At 74.4% G+C, this 16905-nt stretch carries 19 protein-coding genes; 13 read left to right on the top strand and 6 right to left on the bottom strand.

Features of this window, described 5'->3' with window-relative positions:
* Positions 1–18 precede the first annotated feature (18 nt).
* From H9X71_RS14120 to H9X71_RS14130, 3 genes are read left to right on the top strand one after another with little or no spacing between them, the layout of a single operon-like run.
* Positions 19–375: a biopolymer transporter Tol gene (locus H9X71_RS14120; protein ID WP_191147637.1), complete on the top strand. Its 357-nt coding sequence runs from the start codon at positions 19–21 to the stop codon at positions 373–375.
* A gap of 36 nt (positions 376–411) precedes the next feature.
* On the top strand, positions 412–1017 hold the full coding sequence (locus tag H9X71_RS14125; RefSeq protein ID WP_191147638.1) for a hypothetical protein: 606 nt from the start codon (positions 412–414) through the stop codon (positions 1015–1017).
* Positions 1018–1070: 53 nt separating this feature from the next.
* Positions 1071–1808, top strand: a complete 738-nt coding sequence (locus H9X71_RS14130) for a ZIP family metal transporter (RefSeq protein ID WP_191147639.1) — start codon at positions 1071–1073, stop codon at positions 1806–1808.
* 43 nt (positions 1809–1851) lie between these two features.
* Here H9X71_RS14130 and H9X71_RS14135 read toward each other — a convergent pair whose 3' ends face one another.
* On the bottom strand, positions 1852–2340 hold the full coding sequence (locus H9X71_RS14135) for a MarR family winged helix-turn-helix transcriptional regulator (RefSeq protein WP_191147640.1): 489 nt from the start codon (positions 2338–2340) through the stop codon (positions 1852–1854).
* A 168-nt stretch (positions 2341–2508) separates the two neighbouring features.
* On the opposite strand from H9X71_RS14135, the gene H9X71_RS14140 reads away from it, so the two are divergent.
* The 3 genes from H9X71_RS14140 to H9X71_RS15120 all read left to right on the top strand — a co-directional run bounded on the left by H9X71_RS14140 (position 2509) and on the right by H9X71_RS15120 (position 7071).
* Complete coding sequence (locus H9X71_RS14140) at positions 2509–4398, top strand: MinD/ParA family ATP-binding protein (protein ID WP_191147641.1); 1890 nt, start codon at positions 2509–2511, stop codon at positions 4396–4398.
* A 98-nt stretch (positions 4399–4496) separates the two neighbouring features.
* Positions 4497–5825 (top strand): MATE family efflux transporter, encoded by a 1329-nt coding sequence (locus H9X71_RS14145; RefSeq protein WP_425321403.1) that lies wholly within the window; start codon positions 4497–4499, stop codon positions 5823–5825.
* A gap of 700 nt (positions 5826–6525) precedes the next feature.
* On the top strand, positions 6526–7071 hold the full coding sequence (locus H9X71_RS15120) for an FRG domain-containing protein (protein WP_425321416.1): 546 nt from the start codon (positions 6526–6528) through the stop codon (positions 7069–7071).
* A 44-nt stretch (positions 7072–7115) separates the two neighbouring features.
* Here H9X71_RS15120 and H9X71_RS14155 read toward each other — a convergent pair whose 3' ends face one another.
* From H9X71_RS14155 to H9X71_RS14170, 4 genes are read right to left on the bottom strand one after another with little or no spacing between them, the layout of a single operon-like run.
* Complete coding sequence (locus H9X71_RS14155) at positions 7116–7976, bottom strand: aldo/keto reductase (RefSeq protein ID WP_280527976.1); 861 nt, start codon at positions 7974–7976, stop codon at positions 7116–7118.
* Between the two features lie 23 nt (positions 7977–7999).
* Positions 8000–8941 carry a methyltransferase family protein gene (locus H9X71_RS14160; protein WP_191147644.1) on the bottom strand — a complete coding sequence of 314 codons (942 nt, stop codon included), beginning with the start codon at positions 8939–8941 and terminating at the stop codon, positions 8000–8002.
* Complete coding sequence (locus tag H9X71_RS14165; protein WP_191147645.1) at positions 8938–9453, bottom strand: ASCH domain-containing protein; 516 nt, start codon at positions 9451–9453, stop codon at positions 8938–8940. Before H9X71_RS14165 ends, H9X71_RS14160 begins: the two co-directional genes overlap by 4 nt.
* Positions 9454–9493: 40 nt before the next feature.
* On the bottom strand, positions 9494–10213 hold the full coding sequence (locus tag H9X71_RS14170; RefSeq protein WP_191147646.1) for a class I SAM-dependent methyltransferase: 720 nt from the start codon (positions 10211–10213) through the stop codon (positions 9494–9496).
* Between the two features lie 88 nt (positions 10214–10301).
* On the opposite strand from H9X71_RS14170, the gene H9X71_RS14175 reads away from it, so the two are divergent.
* A complete protein-coding gene (locus H9X71_RS14175) occupies positions 10302–10862 on the top strand; it encodes a GNAT family N-acetyltransferase (protein ID WP_191147647.1) in 561 nt (186 codons plus the stop codon).
* Here H9X71_RS14175 and H9X71_RS14180 read toward each other — a convergent pair.
* Positions 10859–11392, bottom strand: a complete 534-nt coding sequence (locus H9X71_RS14180) for a GNAT family N-acetyltransferase (RefSeq protein WP_191147648.1) — start codon at positions 11390–11392, stop codon at positions 10859–10861. The genes H9X71_RS14175 and H9X71_RS14180 overlap by 4 nt on opposite strands.
* Before the next feature lie 173 nt (positions 11393–11565).
* Here H9X71_RS14180 and H9X71_RS14185 point away from each other — a divergent pair, with 173 nt between their 5' ends.
* The 6 genes from H9X71_RS14185 to H9X71_RS14210 all read left to right on the top strand — a co-directional run bounded on the left by H9X71_RS14185 (position 11566) and on the right by H9X71_RS14210 (position 16890).
* Positions 11566–12513 carry a DMT family transporter gene (locus H9X71_RS14185; protein WP_244961944.1) on the top strand — a complete coding sequence of 316 codons (948 nt, stop codon included), beginning with the start codon at positions 11566–11568 and terminating at the stop codon, positions 12511–12513.
* 9 nt (positions 12514–12522) lie between these two features.
* Entirely contained in the window at positions 12523–13218 is a 696-nt protein-coding gene (nucS, locus tag H9X71_RS14190; protein WP_191147650.1) for an endonuclease NucS, read from the top strand.
* 55 nt (positions 13219–13273) lie between these two features.
* Entirely contained in the window at positions 13274–13990 is a 717-nt protein-coding gene (locus H9X71_RS14195) for an HAD family hydrolase (protein WP_191147651.1), read from the top strand.
* A 113-nt stretch (positions 13991–14103) separates the two neighbouring features.
* Positions 14104–14565 carry a MarR family winged helix-turn-helix transcriptional regulator gene (locus H9X71_RS14200; RefSeq protein WP_191147652.1) on the top strand — a complete coding sequence of 154 codons (462 nt, stop codon included), beginning with the start codon at positions 14104–14106 and terminating at the stop codon, positions 14563–14565.
* Between the two features lie 87 nt (positions 14566–14652).
* Positions 14653–15510, top strand: coding sequence for a M56 family metallopeptidase (locus tag H9X71_RS14205; protein WP_191147653.1), 858 nt, complete (start codon positions 14653–14655; stop codon positions 15508–15510).
* A 270-nt stretch (positions 15511–15780) separates the two neighbouring features.
* Positions 15781–16890, top strand: a complete 1110-nt coding sequence (locus H9X71_RS14210) for a VIT1/CCC1 transporter family protein (protein ID WP_191147654.1) — start codon at positions 15781–15783, stop codon at positions 16888–16890.
* Positions 16891–16905: the final 15 nt, after the last annotated feature.

A 16905-nucleotide genomic window follows, 5' to 3' on the forward strand; every position in this document is an offset into this window, starting at 1 on the left:
GGGGGCTAGCGTCGGGGGATGAGCGAGCGCGCGGATCCCGGGGACGCGGGCGACGGATCCGGCGACGGCTCGACCGAGGACGAGCGCTGGCTGGTCGTGGGCGGCCGGCGGTGGCCGCGCACGGATCCGTCGCTGCCGGTCGACGTCGTCGAGGCGCTGAAGTCGCACCTCGGCCGCGGCCGGTCGGGGGTGGGCGCCGCGAAGCGCCGGGGCGACGAGGACGCGGTCGCCGCCGCCCGCACCCGGGTCGGCCTCGCGAAGCACGGCCTCGGCGAGCGCGGCCCGCGCTGGTGGGACGAGCCCGAGGACGCGCGCCTCGAGCGGGCCCAGCAGGCCCTGCGGGATCTCGACGCGCTGGACGACCCGGCGACCTGACGCGCGGCCCGTCCGCCCGCAGGCCAGGCTGGACGCATGCAGCTCTACTCCGCGCTCCCCCTCGTCCGCGCCCGGCAGATCGCGGCCGACACCGCGGCCCTCGCGGGCATCGTCGTGTCGGTGCTGGTGGGGATCGCGGTGGCCGCGCTCATCCGCCCGCTCGGCGACCTCGGCCGCAGCATGGAGCGGTCGGGCACGCAGCTGAGCGGATCCATGACCGACGCCGCCGACGCCCTCGGCCGCCTGCCGCTCGTGGGCGACGCCGCGCGCGGGCCGTTCGAGGACGCGAGCGGGATCGGATCCGGCCTCGTGCAGGCGGGGCGCGACCAGCAGGCGCTCGTCGGCACCGTCGCGCTCGTCGTCGGGCTGCTCGTGGCGCTCGTGCCGATCGCGTTCATCGTGCGGCACTGGCTGCTCCGGCGCGTGTCGTTCGTGCGGCGGGCGGCCGCGGCCCGCTCCCTCGCCGCGACGCCCGGCGGCACCGAGCTGCTCGCGCTGCGGGCCCTCTCGTCGCGGAAGCCGGCGTCCCTGCTGAAGGCGCACCCGGATCCCGTCGCCGCCTGGCGCGCAGGCGACCCGCGCGTGGTGCGCCAGCTCGCCGACCTGGCGCTGCGCGACGCGGGGGTGTCGTCGGGGCGGTGATCCCGGCCGCAGCCGGGTGACGCACGCGGTGCAGGAGGAGCATCCTCGAAGGCATGTCGCCTCTCCTCCTGGCCGGGCTCGCCGGCCTGCTCTCCGGGCTGTCGCTCGTGGTCGGATCCCTCGTCGCCTGGTTCGTGAAGGTGCCGCGCGAGGTCGTCGCGCTCGTCATGGCGTTCGGCGCCGGCGTGCTCATCTCGGCGCTCGCGTTCGACCTCGTCGACGAGGCGGCGGCGAGCGGCGGCGTGATCCCCACGCTCGGCGGCTTCGTCGCGGGCGCGGTCGTGTACGTGGTGCTCGACCAGATCCTCGAGCACGGCGGGTTCCGGCGGAAGCACCACGGGAAGTCGGGCGGCGGGGGCGGCACCGGGGTCGGGATCGCGCTCGGCGCCCTCCTCGACGGCGTGCCCGAGACGGCCGTGCAGGGCCTCAGCCTCACGGGCGGCGGCGCGCTGAGCATCGGCGTGCTCGTGGCGGTCGTCATCTCGAACTTCCCCGAGGGCATGTCGAGCACGGCCGACCTCAAGGAGAACGGCCGCGGCGCGCGCTACGTCTTCGGGCTCTGGACCTCCATCGCCGTGATCTGCGCCCTCTCCTCCCTCGGCGGCTACGCGCTGCTGGGCGGCCTGCCGGAGAGCGGGCAGTCGGTCGTGATGGCGTTCGCGGCGGGCGCGATCCTCGCCATGATCTGCGACACGATGATCCCCGAGGCCTTCCGCAAGGCGCAGGCCCTCACCGGGCTCGTGACCGTGCTCGGCTTCGTCGCGAGCTACGCGGTGCACCAGGCGGGGTGATCCGCGCGTCAGCGGCCCGGAGCCGACGGCACGGCCGCGGCCGTCAGGCCCGGGGCGCCGGGTCGCGCGGCGAGACGTTGAAGCGGTGCAGCATCGCGGCGAGCTGCTCCACCTCCGCCACGTCCCAGGCGTCGAGCCGGTTCTGCAGGCGCACGCGCGTGCTCGCCCGCACCTCGGCGAGGCGGTCCTCCGCGAGCGGCGTGAGGCTGAGGATCGTGGAGCGGCGGTCCTCGGGATCCGGCTCGTCGCGCACGTAGCCCTCCTCGCGGAGCACCCGGAGGTGCCGGCTGACGGAGCTCTTGTCCATGAGGAGGCCGGTGGCGACCGCGCCGGCCGACGACGGCCCGGCCTGGCCGAGCCACCGCGCGACGGCGAAGGCGCCGGGCTGGAGTCCCGGGTGGAAGATGGCGGCCTGCTCGAGGCGGAGGGAGCGGATCGACACGAGGACCTCGCCCAGCTCGGAGGCGACGGCGGAGACCGCGGCCGCGCGGTCGTCGGCGGCGTCGGGCTCGTCGGCGGTTCCGTGGATCACGGGGAGACCCTAACCGACGCGGATCGGCGTCCCGTGCGCCGGCCGCCCCCGCGACGCCGGGTGACGGGCGGGCCGGACGAGGACGGCGGCCCGGCCACCCGGTTCCGGCCCCTGGGAGCACCCCTGGTAGCCTCGTCCGCGCAGGCGGGGACGACGAAGGCGAGCCACATGACCGACGACACGCACGAGACCGGCCCCCAGGGCGGGGGCACGTCCGAGCCCCCCATCCTCAGCCGTCGCGAGCTGCGCCGCCGCCAGCAGGAGATGGAGCAGAACCGCCCCTCCGGCGAGGCGGGCGACGCGCACCGCTGGGTGGATCCCTTCCCCGCCGTCCCCCGCACCTCCGAGGGCGGCCTGTTCGGACCGGATCGCGTGCGGCCCGGCGCCGAGGCGCCCGCGGATGCCGCTGCCGAGGACGCTGCCGCTCAGGCGGGCGATGACGACGAGATGGACGGCATCGACGACGCGGTCGGCTCCGCGCCGACGGCCGCGATCCGCGCCGACGCCGACGCCGCCTCCTCCGAGGACGACGCCGAGGACGAGATCGAGGTCGAGGGCACGCACGCGTTCGACGAGCTCTTCGAGGACGACGAGACCGCGGACGACGCGGGCGAGGTCGACGCCGCGGAGGACGTGGACGCCGACGCCGAGACCGACGCCGACGACGCCAGCCCCGCATCCGCCGGCGCCACCCCCTTCGACGCGGTCGTCTCCCCCGAGGCCGGATCCGCGTGGTCGGTCCCCGCGCCGCACGTCGTGAACGCGCACCCCTTCCGCATGCCGCTGCGCCCGAGCACGGAGGACCGCACACCGGCCCCCGCCGTCACCGCGCCCGCGGACGCCGCCGACGACACCCGCACCGCTGACGACGCCGGCACCGGCACCGGCACCTCCGGCACCGCGCCGGACGACACCGCCGCCGAGGCCGCGCCCATCGCCCCCGCCGCCCCCGAGCCGCACCCCGTGGCCTCCCTGCCCGCCGCGCCCGTCGACACGGAGGAGCCCGCCGACGACCGCCGCCCCGGCACCGACCTCACGGCGTTCCCGGACGCGGATCCGCAGCGCTACGTCATGCGCACCCCGCGCGCCGACGCCGCCACGAGCGCCCTCACCCTCTTCCCCGAGCAGACCGGCCAGCGCGCGCCGCGCGGCCCGGTCGTCGCCCGCACGGGCTTCCGCGGCTTCATGAACTCCGTCACGGGCGGCGTCTTCAAGATCGCCCCCGGGCCCGAGGAGGCCGCGGCCAACGCCGAGGTCGCCCGCCGCGAGGGCGACGAGCGCGTGATCCGCCAGGCCACCTGGTCGCGCGCGGTCAGCGTGCTGGTCGCGAACCGCAAGGGCGGCGTCGGCAAGACGCCCACCTCCCTCATCCTGGGCGGCGTGCTCGGCTCCATCCGCGGCGGATCCGTCGCGGTGGTCGAGGTCACCGACGATCCCGGCGCGCTCGGCTACCGCGCCGAGGGCCAGCCGCAGCGCGGGCTCGGCGAGCTCGTGCGCGACCGCGACGAGATCCACAGCGCCGGCCAGCTCGCCGGCTACACGGCGCCGCAGACGAGCTTCGCCTCCGTCGTCGCGTCCGTCGGGCCGCGCCGCGAGCTCACCGGCGAGGACGTCGTGGGCGTCTCGCGCCTCATCGACGAGTACTACGCGATCCGCGTGATGGACTCCGGCAACCAGCCGTCGTCGTCCGCCTTCCGCGGGGCCGTCGAGGTCACCGACGTGCTCGTCGTCCCCGTGCTCAACGCGGGCGACGCGGTGCTCGAAGCGGTGGCGCTGCTCGACTTCCTGCGCGAGCTCGGCGGCCACGCGGCGATGCTCGCGGACAACGCGATCATCATCCGCCTGCACGACGGGCGCCCGGAGGATCCCGCGGTCGTCGCCCGCATCGACCGCATCCTCGACGACGCCCGCCCGGCGCAGATCTTCACGGTGCCGTACGACGCGCACATCGCCGAGCGCGGGCCGATCTCGCTCGGCTCCCTCGACCCCGAGGTGGCGCGGGCCTTCACGGCCGCGACCGCGGGCGTCGTGCAGCGCCTCACGCACGCGGTCCGCTGACGGGCGCGCCTCCGCCCGGGTCCGGGTCCGGGTCCGGGTCCGCCGGGCGCGGTCCGCGGATCCGCCGCCCGCTCGACCGCGAGATCCTCGCGCTGGCGGTGCCGGCGCTCGGCGCGCTCGTGGCCGAGCCGCTGTTCCTCCTCACCGACACGGCGCTCGTCGGGCACCTCGGCAGCGCGCCGCTCGCGGGCCTCGGCATCGCGAGCGTGATCCTGCAGACGATCGTCGGCCTCCTCGTCTTCCTCGCCTACGCGACCACGCCGACGGTCGCGCGGCGGCTCGGCGCCGGTGACCGGCCGGGCGCGATCCGGGCGGGCATCGACGGCCTGTGGCTCGCGCTCGCGCTCGGCGCGGTGGTGCTGGTCGTGGGGCTCGCCGTCGCGGATCCGCTCGTGCGCGCCCTCGCCGACACCGGCGGCGCCGATGCGGACCCGGCAGCGACCGCCGCCGTGGTCGACGCCGCCCGCACCTACCTCGGCATCTCGCTCGCCGGGATGCCCGCGATGCTCCTCGTCATCGCCGCGACCGGCCTCCTCCGCGGGCTCCAGGACACGCGCACGCCGCTCGTCGTCGCCGTCTCGGGCTTCGCGGCGAACGCGGCCCTCAACGCCTTCCTCATCTACGGGCTCGGGTTCGGCATCGCGGGATCCGCGTGGGGCACGGTCATCGCGCAGTGGGGCATGGCCGCGGTCTTCGTCGCGATCGCCGTGCGCGCGGCGCGCGAGAACGGCACGACCCTGCGCCCCGGCCTTCGCGGCGTCGCGCGCTCGGCGGCGTCCGGCGGGTGGCTGCTCGTGCGCACGGCCTCGCTCCGGGCGGCGATCCTCGCGACGGTCGCGGTGGGCGCGGGGCTCGGGGTCACCGGGCTCGCGACCCTGCAGATCGCCCTCACCCTCTTCTCGACGATCGCGTTCGTGCTCGACGCGCTCGCCATCGCGGGCCAGGCCCTCGTCGGGCACGGCCTCGGCGCGGACGACGTGCCGCGGGTCCGCGCCGTGTCCCGCCGGCTCGTCCAGTGGGGCGTCGGCCTCGGCGCGATCCTCGGCCTCGTCCTCGCCGCCCTCTCGCCGCTGCTCGGCCCGGTCTTCACGGGCGACCCGGACATCCACCGCATGCTGACCGCCGTGACGCTCGTGCTCGCGGTGGGCCTGCCCGTCGCCGGGTACGTGTTCGTGCTCGACGGCGTGCTCATCGGCGCGGGTGACGCCCGCTACCTCGCGCTCGCGGGCCTCGTGAACCTGGCGATCTACGCGCCCGCGCTGATCCTCGTGGCGTGGCTCACCGGCACCGGCCGCGTCGCCGGCACCCCCGCCCTCCTCGCGCTGTGGGCGGCCTTCGGCCTCGTCTACATCGGCGCCCGCGCGCTCACGCTCGGGCTGCGGGCGCGCGGCGACCGGTGGATCATGACGGGGGTCGCGCGGGCCTGACGTTCTCTTCAGGACTGACTCCCTCTGAGTGCCTGCATACGAGGTCGCATCCGCGCCAGCAATGCTGCTACCCCCATCACCTACTTCCATTCGTCTTCGACGTCGACCGGCCGACGGAATTCAAAGACCAGTAGAGCGACACGCCCACGTGCGATGTTGACAGCGCTCCCGAATAGGGGGTTTGTGAAGAACGCGCGCGTCGCTAGCATGTCGTCAATATCTACGCGATTTGCTTGGATGGGCCACACTACCGAAAGCGCAAGGTGCCCCAATGACTGACGGAGTTGTCGACGAAAAGGATCGCAAGCTTGGTAAGATTCCAGAAAGAGTGGAAAACGGTTACACTATTTACACGGTCAGTAACCCTACTGAACTGACTCAGGTTGCTGGATGGCTTAGATACAATACAAAAGAGGGAGTTGCGCTCTTCAGGGGCCAGGTTCACTTATACTCCGAGATGCTGGCAACAGGTCTTCGCTCAAGAAGAGACACACCCGGACGGACAGGACTATCTAAAAATCAACTTGATCAGCATGGCGTCAAACTTCGTGCCTATATCGATACCTTGTACGGCGCACCCTGTTCTTGTGGCGTAAGCGCAAAATCTTTTTCGCGAATGCATAACTGTCTCGAAATCGCTCGACCTGTGCGCCATAGGACACAGGCGGGGTCCGTAGTATCGGGCACTTACAGGGCCGTCATGGAGCCATTACTGCAGCATTATGGGCTTAATACGCGTTGGATGGACGTTGTAGACAACATATGGATCGCCCTTTGGTTTGCATGTTACAAGCAAGTAAGCAACGAGGGCTTTGCTCACCACGCTCGAAGATCTCCTGCACAAGAGGGGTCAGATGCAAAGGCTTTCATCCTAGTATTTCGCTCCGGACCCTTAAAGGAAACGGCCATACCGGGCTATCGCATCGGGACGCTAAGTCGCTTGGTAGACCTGCGCTACTCGGTTCCATCGATATACCACCGCCCGCACGCTCAGCACGGCCTTCTTATAGCCCCAGCAGACCTAGAACACGGCGATATTTTCGGATCGCTTAAGGAGCATGTGGTCGGTGTTATAGAAGTGGCCTTGGAGGATGCCTTGGATTGGCTTGGCAAAGGAACAATGACGTCGCCATCGACCTTATTTCCACCGGCCACCCTAGATGATGGGTATAGAAGACTCCTTGAGTACGCCCCAAAACCCACCAAAGCACTCGGGCATCTCACCATTTACGGACCGGGGCAGTAAGCCAGCAAAAACCGCAGTGAGGGCTCGGGCCGAAAGGTCGCCCCTTAGTACATCGCCAGCGGACCCGCGCCCGACGGGCCCGGGAACGCGCGATCGAGCTCCGCGAGGGTCTTGTCGGGGATCACCAGGTCGAGCGCGGCGCGGTTCTCCGCGACGTGCGCGGCCGTCGCGGCCTTGGCGGTCGCGAAGACGTGCGGCGCCTGCCGGACGACCCACGCGAGCGCGAGCTGGCCGGCGCTCACGCCGAGGGGCTCGGCGAGGGCGGCGAGCGTCGGATCCGTCGCGAGCCGGCCCTGGTCGAGCGGCGAGTAGGCCATGACGGGCATGCGGCGCTCGCGGGCCCGCGGGATCACGTCGTGCTCGGGCCCCCGCTGGGCGAGGTTGTAGAGCACCTGGTCGGTCTGCGCGGCGTCGCCGCCGGGGAGCGCGGCGAGCTCGTCGAGGTCGTCGCCGTCGAGGTTGCTGACACCCCACGCGCGGATCAGGCCCTCCTCGACGAGCTCCTGCATCGCGGCGACCGTGTCCGCGAGCGGATGCGATCCGCGCCAGTGCAGCAGGTAGAGGTCGAGCCGGTCGGTGCCGAGGCGCGCGAGGCTGCGGCGCGCGGCCTCGCCCGTGCCGCGGCGGGACGCGTTCGACGGCAGCACCTTGCTGATGAGGAACACCTGGTCGCGGCGGCCGGCGATCGCCTCGCCGACGAGCTCCTCGGATCGCCCGCTGCCGTACATCTCGGCGGTGTCGATCGCGGTGAGGCCCGCGTCGACGCCGGCGCGCAGGGCGTCGAGCTCGGTGGACCGGGCGGCGCGGTCGTCGCCCATGTTCCAGGTGCCCTGCGCGAGGGCGACGGCGGTGCGGCCGTCGGGGAAGGTGGTCGTGGGGATCTCGGTGTCAGCCATCCCGTCCATCCTGCGCCGGTCGGCACGAGGTGTCAGCGCCGCGTCGCCTCGACGCCCGGGAACGTCGGCACCCAGCAGCGGACGGCCGCGCGGTAGCGGCGGAACGGATCCCCGAAGCGGGCCTCGAGGTCGGCCTCCTCGCCCGGCCGCACGATGTGGTTCCACAGCGACGAGCCGATGACGGCGTAGGCGACGACGAGCCAGGATCCGAGCATCAGCCCGACCGCGGCCGCCTGCGTCACGCCCGCGAGCGCCATCGGGTTGCGGACGAAGCGGTACGGCCCGGCGATGACGAGGCGCGTCGCCGTCGCGGCCGGGAGCGGGGTGCCGCCGCCGCGCGTCGACATGGCGGCGGCCGACCAGATCCCCAGCGCGCTCGCGAGCACCGGCACGACGATCCCGACGGGCAGCGCCGCGGCGGGCAGCGGCACGGCGACCCGCCAGCGCATCTTGAGCCAGCGGATCGCGAGCGGCACGACCAGGAGGAAGAAGCCCCAGAAGACGACGATCTGCCCGGCCGTCGCGAGCACGTGCCGCGAGGTGGCGGCGTCCGCGTCGGCGGGGCGCGCGGCGAACGGGCCGATGAGCGCCCAGCGGGTCGGCAGCCGGCCGAGGAGCAGGAGGGCGCACGCGACGAGGGATCCGAGGGCGGCGACCGCCATGATCACGACCCCGATCCCGGCCTCGGTCGTCACGGTCGCGTACCCGGCGAGCGCGACGGCGACGAGGAGCGTCCAGGAGGCGGCGACGACGGCGGCCCACCGGATCCGGGCCGCGGCGAGCGCCGACCCCACGACGAACAGCGGCACGTCGAGGAGCGCGACGGGGAGCGGATCCAGCGACCCGAGCGTCGCGATCCGCACCGCCGGGATCGTCGGCACGGCCACCCACCAGGCGGCCCCGCCGAGCGCCTGCGCCGCGAACCAGAGGCGGGCGGCGGTGCGCGCGGAGGGGAGGCGGACCGGACGCGTCACCGCGGGTCCGCGTGCTCCGGCGGCCAGACCACGGAGAAGCGCTCGAAGACGATCTCCTCGTCCTCCGACCAGACGGCGCCCCGGGCCGCGCTGACCCGCTCCCAGTAGACGCGGTGCTGCGTGCGCCAGCTCTCGAGCGAGAGGTCGTCCTCGCCCTCGTCGTGCGCGAAGGCGGCGTCGGCGCTCGTGAAGGGGCCGACGCGGAGCTCCGTGCTGCGGATCACGATGCGCGGCGCCCCGGCGCTGTCGCAGGCGATCCAGTGCGAGCCGATCCGCGGCACCTCGTCGCCGCGCGCGAGGAAGTCGGCGACCAGCTCGGCGGTGGCGCGCTTCCGGCCGGACAGCACGATCCCGAGCAGCTCGTCGGCGAGCTGGGCGTGGTCCCCGAAGTGCTCGACCGTGTGCTCGGGACCGGCGGCGACGGCCTGCGGGTGGGCGGCGGCGTACGCGTCCCACATGCGCGCTGCGGCGTCGAGGTCGGGCGGGGAGACGGGCGCGGTCGGGTCGCTCATGGGTCCGATGCTCCCATGCGGGTCGGCGCGGTCGGCCCCGTCAGACGGCCCGGGCAACGAAGACCATCACCCGCGACGACCCGGTGAGCGGGCCCCGCGCGAAGTCGCCGTGCACCGCGTCCACGGCGAAGCCCGCCCCGTCCAGCTGCGCCTGGATGGTCGCCCGGTCGCGGAACGCGAACTCCTGCACCTGCGTGACCAGCTCGCCCGTCGCGACGAAGCGGCTGCGGAAGGCGACCGTGATCCGACCGGGCCCCGTCTCCTCCACCTCCGCCCGCTCCTCGAGCGGGCCGTGCGCGGTGTCGCGCGTGGTGGCGGGACCCGCCCACCTCTCCCATGCGCGGTCGGCGGGGTTCCGGCTCTCGAACGTGAGCGTGCCGCCGTCGCGGAGGGCGCGGCGGAGATCGGCGAGGGTGCGGATCCACTCGGCGTCGGGGATGTGCTGCACGACGTTGCCGGTCAGGAACGCGAGGTCGAACGGGCCGGGAGGCATGGCGCGGCTGTCGCCGTGGATCCACTCGACCACGTCCCCGCCGGGTCGGGCCCGCGCGACGTCGAGCATCGCGGCCGACGGGTCCACGCCGACGACCCGGCGCCCCGGGCGCGCGAGCGAGACCGTGAGCATGCCCGTGCCGCAGCCGAGGTCGAGCACGGACCGCGCACCGACCTCCTCGGCGAGCGCCCGGTCGAAGTCGTGGTCGGGGCCGTCCGGATTGTCGCCGTCGTAGAGCGCGACGAGGCGGGGATCGAGGTCGGGCATGCCCCGACGCTACCGAGCCGTGCACCACGGTCTCGCCGGATCCCGTCGCCACCGCCCCGCGGGCACCCGACGGCCGTAGCGTGAGGGCATGACCGCCTCCCCGCTCCCCGCGCGCCTCGACACCGCGCGCCTCCGGATGCGGCCCCTCGGCCCCGAGGACGCCGAGGTCGTGCTGCGCCTCTGGGCGGAGCGGGACCCCCGGCACCCGCCGAGCCGCCGCGTCGACGACGAGGGGCACCCGGCGCTCGAGGAGGTCCGCGCGCGCCTCGAGGTGCAGGAGGCGGAGTCGCGGAGCACGGGGATCGGGCTGCTCGCCGTCGAGCGCCGGGAGGATCCGGGCGTCGTCGGCTACTGCGGGCTCGTCGTCGGCAGCGCGTCGGTCGAGGAGCCCGAGATGGCCTTCGAGCTGCTGCGCGACGTGCACGGTCAGGGCATCGCGACGGAGGCCGCGCTCGCCGTCGTGGAAGCCGCGCGCGCGACGGGCCGCACCCGCCTGTGGTCGACCGTGCGCCGGTGGAACGCCGCGTCCGCCCGCGTGCTGGAGAAGGCCGGCTTCACGGACAGCGGCCGGATCACGGCGGATCCCGAGCACGGCGACACCGTGTGGATGACGCGCGACCTGCGCGACCCGTCGGCCGCCGACGCCTAGCCCGCGCGCGACCCGCCCCAGCGCACCTCCCAGCGCACCTCGCCGTCGACGCGCTCGTCGGTCGGCGCGAGCCCGAGGCGCCGCGCCACGGCCTCGCTCGCCGCGTGATCCGGGTGGATGTGCGCCCGCACGACCCCGACGCCCTCCTCCCGCAGCCACGCGACCACCGCCGCCGCGCACTCGGCCGCCGCGCCGGATCCCTGCGCCGCGGTCCCCACGAGCCACGCGACCTCCGCCGCGCGCGCGGGCCCCTCGCCGGTCACGGTCGCCTGCACGAACCCCGCCGCGCGCCCCGACCCGCGGTCGCGCAGCACCCACACGAGCCAGCGCTGGGATCCGTCCGGCGAGCGCCCCGCCGCCTGCCGCGCGAACCGGGCCTCGAGCGCGGCGGGCGACGGCGGCTCGCCCCCGGTGAAGCGGTACAGCGCCGGATCCGCGAGCACCCCCACCATCTCCGGCGCGTGCGCGACCACCAGCGGCTCGAGCGCGAACCGCGCCGTGACGAGCACGGGGGCCGGCGACGTCGTCATCGCCCGAGCCTCCCACGCATCGGGCCGGCCGACCCGACGACGTCCGCCGTCGCACCCGCCGATACGCTGACGACGTGACCCCCCGCGGCGCCCCGACGCCCTCCGCATCCGCCGCCCCCGCCTCGCCGCTCGCCGTGCCCGGCGGCCGCCGCATCGCCGTCCAGTTCGCCGCGATGGGCACCGTGTGGGGCGCGAGCTTCCTCTTCATGAAGGTCGCGCTCGAGGGCGTGTCCTTCGGGCAGGTGTCGTGGACCCGGCTCGTGCTCGGCGCGATCGCGCTCGGCCTCATCGTCGCCGCCCGCCGCCTGCCGCTCCCGAAGGAGCGCGTCGTGTGGCTGCACTTCGCGGTGGTGGGCGTCGTCGGATCCGCCATCCCCTACTCGCTGTTCGCGTGGGCCGAGCAGCACGTCACGTCGGGCGTCGCGAGCATCTACAACGCGACCACGCCGATCATGACCGCCCTCCTCGCTACCCTCGCCTTCCGCGTCGAGAAGCTGGGCCGGCGGCAGCTCGCGGGGATCTCCGTCGGGATCGCGGGCGTCGTCGTGATCATCGGACCGTGGCGCCTCGCCCCGAACGCCGACGCCGCCGCGTCCGGCCAGCCGCTCCTCGAGCTCGCGGGCCAGCTCGCGTGCCTCGGCGCGGCCGTCTGCTACGGCATCACCTTCAGCTACCTGCGCCGCTTCCTGACCCACCGCGGCATCCCGGGCGTCGTGACGGCCTTCATGCAGATCGGCATGGGCGCCGCCGCGATGATCCTCGCCACCCCGTTCCTCGCCACCGGCCCCGTGCAGCTCGACCTCCCCGTCGTGCTCAGCCTCGTGGTGCTCGGCGTGGTCGGCACGGGCCTCGCGTACCTCTGGAACATGAACGTGCTGCTCGCGTGGGGGCCCACCGCCACCTCGACCGTCACATACATCACGCCCGTGGTCGGGGTCGCGCTCGGGATCCTCGTGCTCGGCGAGACCCTGCACTGGAACGAGCCCGCCGGCGCCGCCCTCGTGCTCCTCGGCGTGCTCCTCTCGCAGGGCCGCCGCCGCGCCGCCCGCCCGACCGCGGCCACCGCAGCCAGCACCGCCGTCCCGCCCGCCGCGACGCGCACCCCTCCGACGCCCGGCTAGGCTCGCCGGGTGCGTCTCGTCATCGCCCGCTGCTCCGTCGACTACGCCGGCCGCCTCAGCGCGCATCTCCCCCTCGCCACCCGCCTCCTCATGGTCAAGGCCGACGGGAGCCTCCTCGTCCACTCCGACGGCGGCTCCTACAAGCCGCTGAACTGGATGAGCCCGCCCTGCAGCATCGTCGAGGTCGAGCCCGACGACGACCAGGCGCTCGCGGGCGTCCGCGAGATCTGGCGCGTCGTGCAGCCGAAGACGGCCGACATGCTCGTCGTCTCGATCCACGAGGTGCTGCACGACTCCGCGCACGACCTCGGCGTCGACCCGGGACTCGTGAAGGACGGCGTGGAGGCGCACCTGCAGAAGCTGCTGGCCGAGCAGATCCACCTGCTGGGCGACGGCCACGAACTGGTGCGCCGCGAGTACATGACGGCGATCGGGCCGGTCGACATCCTCGCGCGCGACGCGTCGGGGAGGTCCGTCGCGGTCGAGCTCAAGCGCCGCGGCGACATCGACGGCGTCGAGCAGCTCACGCGCTACCTGGAGCTGATGAACCGGGATCCGCACCTCGCGCCGGTCACGGGCGTCTACGCCGCGCAGGAGATCAAGCCCCAGGCCCGCACGCTCGCCGAGGACCGCGGCATCCGCTGCCTCCTCCTCGACTACGACGCGATGCGCGGCCTCGACGACGGCCACTCCCGCCTGTTCTGATCCGGCCCCGGGGCGCTCTCGGACGCCTCCCGCGCGAGGCTCGTAGGGTGGCAGCGTGACCGCACCCGACACGACCACGCCGCCCGACGTCGCGGGCTCCGCGCCCTGGAGCTGCATCCTCTTCGACCTCGACGGCACCATCACCGACTCGGCCCCCGGGATCACCGCGCAGCTCGCGAGGACGCTCGTCTTCATGGGCCTGCCCGTGCCCGCCCCGGCCCAGCTGCTCGAGTACGTGGGGCCGCCCATCCTCGACTCCTTCCGCGACCTCGCGGGCATGGACGACGAGGCCCAGCAACGCGCCCTCGCCCACTACCGCGCGGGCTACGCGGGCGGCGGCGTCTTCGACAGCTCGGTCTACGACGGCGTGCCCGAGGTGCTCCGCGCGATCCACGCGGCCGGCGTCCCGCTCTCCCTCGCCACCAGCAAGCCCGAGTCGCAGGCCCGCCGCGTGCTCGACCACTACGGCCTCACCGACCTCTTCACCGAGATCTGCGGCGCCAGCGAGGACGAGGTGCGCTCGGCCAAGGCCGACGTCATCGAGGAGGCGCTGCGCCGGCTCCGCGAGGCGGGCGTCGACCTGGCGGACGTCGTGATGGTCGGCGACCGCGAGCACGACGTGCTCGGCGCCGCCGCCCACGGCATCCCGACGGTGATGGTCGGCTGGGGCTATGGCAGCCCGGCCGAGGCCGCGGGCACGATCGCGGTGGTCGAGACGGCTGCGGAGCTCGAGGCCCGGCTGCTCCCGACGGCGGCGCGACCCGCCGCCTGACCCGGCCGCTCCGAATCCCTCACATGCAGTCGCGTTTCCACAGATCCGGCTGCTGACGCCCGTTCGCCCGGGGGTTAGCAACACGGAGTGACAGAATGACCGGCGGAGGAACCATGTCAACACCGCAGGACCTGCAGGACCCGCTCGCGCTCGACAGGCAGGTGAGCTACTCGCTCGTCGTCGCCGCGCGCAGCGTGACCGCCCTCTACCGACCCATCCTCGACCCGCTGGGGCTCACCCACCCCCAGTACCTCGTGCTCCTCGCGCTCTGGGCCCGCGGGCCGCGCTCGGTCAAGGACCTGAGCCACGAGCTGCAGCTCGACAGCGCCACGCTCTCGCCGCTGCTCAAGCGGCTCGAGGCCATGGGCCACGTTTGGCGCGTGCGCCGGGCGACGGACGAGCGCGTGCTCGAGATCGGGCTCACCGACCAGGGCCGCGCCCTGCGCGAGAGGGCCGTCGCCATCCCGCAGCAGATCCGCGACCGCCTCTCCATGACGGAGGAGCAGCTCGAGGGCCTGAAGACGGTGCTGAGCCAGGTCATCGACAACGCGAAGGCGCTCCCCGAGACCATCTGACCGCGGGCCGCGACCCCTCGGCACCCGCACGCCGCGCCACCCGGGCGCCGGCACCCGCACCCGCACCACCCGATCGGAGCGCGACCAGTGAGCGACACGCTCCGCGCGGTGCTCCTCCTGGAGTGCTACGTCACCGTCACGCTCCTCGCGCCGCTCCTCCTCGGCCGGCTGCCGCTCGTCGCCCAGCGCCCCGTGGCGATGCTCGCGGCGTGGCACGGCTTCCTCGTCACCGCGGTGCTGAGCCTCGGATCCGGGCTCGGGCTCCTCATCCACCAGGGCATGGCCGCGCAGTCCGGCGCCGGCCCGGACGACGCCGCCATCGCCGCCGTCCCGCTCGCGTACGTGGCCGCGGGCGTGCTCGGCGTGCTGCTGTTCCGCATCGTGGAGGAGGGCGGCCGGGTCGTGCGCGAGGCCCGGCGGCGCGCGGCCGAGGTGGCCACCCTGCTGCTCGCGTCGCGGCCGTACCGGGTCGCCGGGCGGGATGCGCGGATCGTCGAGTCCGAGGTGCCGCTCGCCGCCCTCTCCCCCGCGACCGGCGTGATCCTCCTCACCACCGAGGCCCGCGCCCGCCTCGACGACGACGAGCTGGCGGCCGTCCTCGAGCACGAGACGGCGCACCTGGAGCAGCGGCACGCGCTGGCCGTGCGGCTCGCCCAGGTCTCCCGCGCGATCCTCCCGGCCCTCCCCGCCAGCCAGCGCCTCGCGCTCTCCACCACCATCGCCATCGAGTTCATCGCCGACGACCACGCGGCACGGGTCGCCGGGCCCGCCACGGTCGCCTCGGCGCTGCGGAAGCTCGATCCCGAGGGCGGCCTCTCCGCGCTCCGCGCCGACCGCATGCGGCACCCCCGCGGCGGGCACCGCGCGGCGCTCCGGCTGCTGTGCGCGGTCGCGTGCGCGCTGCCGGTGCTGCCCGTCGTCATCGTGCTGCTGCCGCCCGCCTGACCGCCGCCGCGGGTGCCCGTGCAGCCCCCGCCGCCGGGCCGCCCGAGCCCGTGCGCTAGGGTCGTCGACGAAGGGGAGTAGTCCCCCCGGCCCTCGGGCCGGACGGCGATGCGTCGACATGCTGGCCCCCGGGCCCGGTGCATCACCCGCCACCGCGCACGAGCGAGGCGGGCGGACGAGACCTTCGGCCAGACGAACGACAGGCGCACGACGCGCCGTCGCGCCGGCCGGAGCCCCCGGGTTCCCGGCCGTCGCCCGACCGGAGGACCCATGACGTCCATGCCCCCTGCCCGCACGCCCGATCCGACGCCCGCCCAGGTGCGCCGCTGGCGGCAGTACCTCGCCGACGAGCGCGCCGAGGCCGCCGTCTACCGCGACCTCGCCGGCCGCCGCACGGGCGAGGAGCGCGCGATCCTGCTCGCCCTCGCCGAGGCGGAGGGCCGCCACGCCGACCACTGGATCGAGCTCCTCGGCGACCGCGTCGGCAAGCCCGTGCGCGGCGACGTCCGCACCCGGATCCTCGGCCTGCTCGCCCGCCGCTTCGGCTCCGTCTTCGTGCTCGCGCTCGCGCAGCGCGCCGAGAGCCGGTCGCCCTATGCGGACGACGCCGACGCCACCGACGCCATGGCCGCCGACGAGCGCGTGCACGAGGAGGTCGTGCGCGGCCTCGCCACCCGCGGCCGGCTGCGCCTGTCCGGCACCTTCCGCGCCGCGGTCTTCGGCGCCAACGACGGGCTCGTGAGCAACCTCGCGCTCGTGCTCGGCATCACGGCCACGGGCGTCCCGAACGCGGTGATCCTCGCCACCGGCCTCGCGGGCCTCCTCGCCGGCGCGCTCTCCATGGGCGCGGGCGAGTTCGTGTCGGTGCGCTCCCAGCGCGAGCTGCTCGAGGCCTCGGCGCCGGATCCGGGCACCCGCGACGCCCTCCCGCACCTGGACGTCGACGCGAACGAGCTCGCCCTCGTCTACCGCGCCCGCGGCATGACCGAGGAGGAGGCGCTCGCCCACGCCGACGAGGTGCTGCGCGACCTCGCGGCCGAGACCCGGCCGATCCCCGTCACCATCGCGGGCGTCGCCGCGGCCGAGGACGACCACGAGAGCGTCGGCACCGCCTGGGGCGCGGCCCTGTCGAGCTTCTGCTTCTTCGCGTCGGGCGCCGTGATCCCCGTGCTGCCGTACCTGTTCGGCCTCCAGGGGATCCTCGCCCTCGCCGTCGCGTGCGTGCTCGTCGCGATCGCGCTCTCCATCACGGGCGCGGTGACCGGCCTCCTCAGCGGCGGCCCGCCCCTGCGTCGCGCGGGCCGGCAGCTGCTGATCGGCTTCGGCGCGGCCGGCGCCACCTACCTGCTGGGGCTGCTCTTCAACACCCAGGTCGGCTGATCCGCGCTCCCGCCG

Source organism: Clavibacter zhangzhiyongii (assembly GCF_014775655.1).
Taxonomy (GTDB): Bacteria; Actinomycetota; Actinomycetes; order Actinomycetales; family Microbacteriaceae; genus Clavibacter; species Clavibacter zhangzhiyongii.